Source organism: Pantoea sp. EA-12, assembly GCF_030053355.1.
GTDB classification, from domain to species: Bacteria; Pseudomonadota; Gammaproteobacteria; order Enterobacterales; family Enterobacteriaceae; genus Pantoea; species Pantoea vagans_C.
The window spans coordinates 1-1,451 of record NZ_JASGBY010000035.1 but is presented as its reverse complement, the minus strand read 5'-3'; the positions used below and the strand labels follow the sequence as shown (position 1 = coordinate 1,451).

Here is a 1,451-nt window from a genome sequence, read left to right as displayed (position 1 = left end):
TGAACTGAACCCATAATGTTGGACTGTAAAACGACATAATGGGGATAAATCATGAAGCCAAAGTATTCCACTCAGTTCAAGTTAAAGGTCGTACGTTACTTTCTCGACGGCCATGCCGGTCAGGGGGGAACAGCACAACATTTCGGGGTTTCGAGGACGCATGCTATCCGCTGGATACAGCTTTACCTTCACCACGGTGAGGAAGCACTGCGTCCCCGTTCCCGTTCCCGCTCTCTGATGTATTCACCGGAGTTCAAACGAGAGGTCGTCACCTATGCTCTTAACCATCCTGAAACATCGGCAAGGCTCGCGGCCCGATTTGGTATTGCTTCCCACAACACTGTTGATAACTGGCTCAAACAGTTCAGACTGAAGGGGTACAGTGCCTTTTGTCCGACACAACCGGAGCGGAGCGTATCTATGCCAGTTAATCCAGACAAACCTCGTAAAGAAAATGATAAAACGCCTGAAGAACTGCTGGAGGAGCTCGAATATCTGCGGGCGGAAAATGACTATCTGAAGACGCTGCAGGGGATACTCCTTGAAAAAAAGCGGCTGGAGCCGCTGAAAAAGCCGCGGCGGTAAATCTGTTGCGTACGCAGCATCGCCTGCCGTTGCTGCTGAAAGCGGCTCAACTGGCCCGGAGCACCTTCTTTTACCATCTGGCTCGCCTTCAGATACCGGATAAATATGCTGAGGTTAAGGCGCTGATGCTCCGGTTGTTCAGTGAACACCGAAGCCTGTATGGCTACCGGCGGCTTAACGAGCTTCTCAGACAATGTGGCTACAGGCACAGTGGTAAAACCATCCTTAAGTTGATGAAAGCACTGTCGCTGGAGTGTCCGGTAAGGCGGAAAAAATATTGTTCCTACCGGGGAGGCGCCAACCCGACAGTGGCTAACCTGCTGCAGAGAAACTTCGTTGCTTCAGCGCCTGAAGAAAAATGGGTGACAGACGTGACGGAGTTCCGCGTGGGAGAGGATAAATATTACCTGTCAGTCATAATGGACCTGTACAACGATGAAATCGTGGCGTGGGAAGGCTCAAAGAAGGCAACGGCATCATTGATAGATGGCATGCTGAAAAAAGCGTTCAGTCACCTGAGTAGCCTGAGCCGCGTACTGTTGCACAGTGATCAGGGGTGGCATTATCAGCGGCCATATTACCGGCGCCAGCTCGCAGAGAAAGGAATACAGCAAAGTATGTCCAGGAAAGGCAACTGTCTGGACAATGCGATGATAGAGAACTTCTTTGGGCATCTTAAAACAGAGATGTTTTATCTGAAGAAGTTCCAGAGTGTGAGCGAACTGAGTACAGCGATCGGTGAGTACATAGACTTCTGGAACCACAAGCGGATAAAGATGGGACTTGGCGGACTGAGCCCGGTAGAGTACCGGACTCAGAATCAAAATAAGCTGACTTAAGCAGTCCAGGTTAAGGGGTTCAGTTCA

General features: G+C 50.4%; 1 protein-coding gene. It reads left to right on the top strand.

Going from position 1 to position 1,451, the window contains the following annotated elements; translation table 11 throughout:
- The first annotated feature begins 51 nt into the window (after positions 1-51).
- Positions 52-1,424 (top strand): IS3 family transposase gene (locus QMZ30_RS25740; protein WP_283229373.1). Its coding sequence is split into 2 segments (ribosomal slippage): positions 52-553 and positions 553-1,424, totalling 1,374 coding nucleotides; the frame shifts between segments, so codons are not numbered across the junction.
- Positions 1,425-1,451 lie beyond the last annotated feature (27 nt).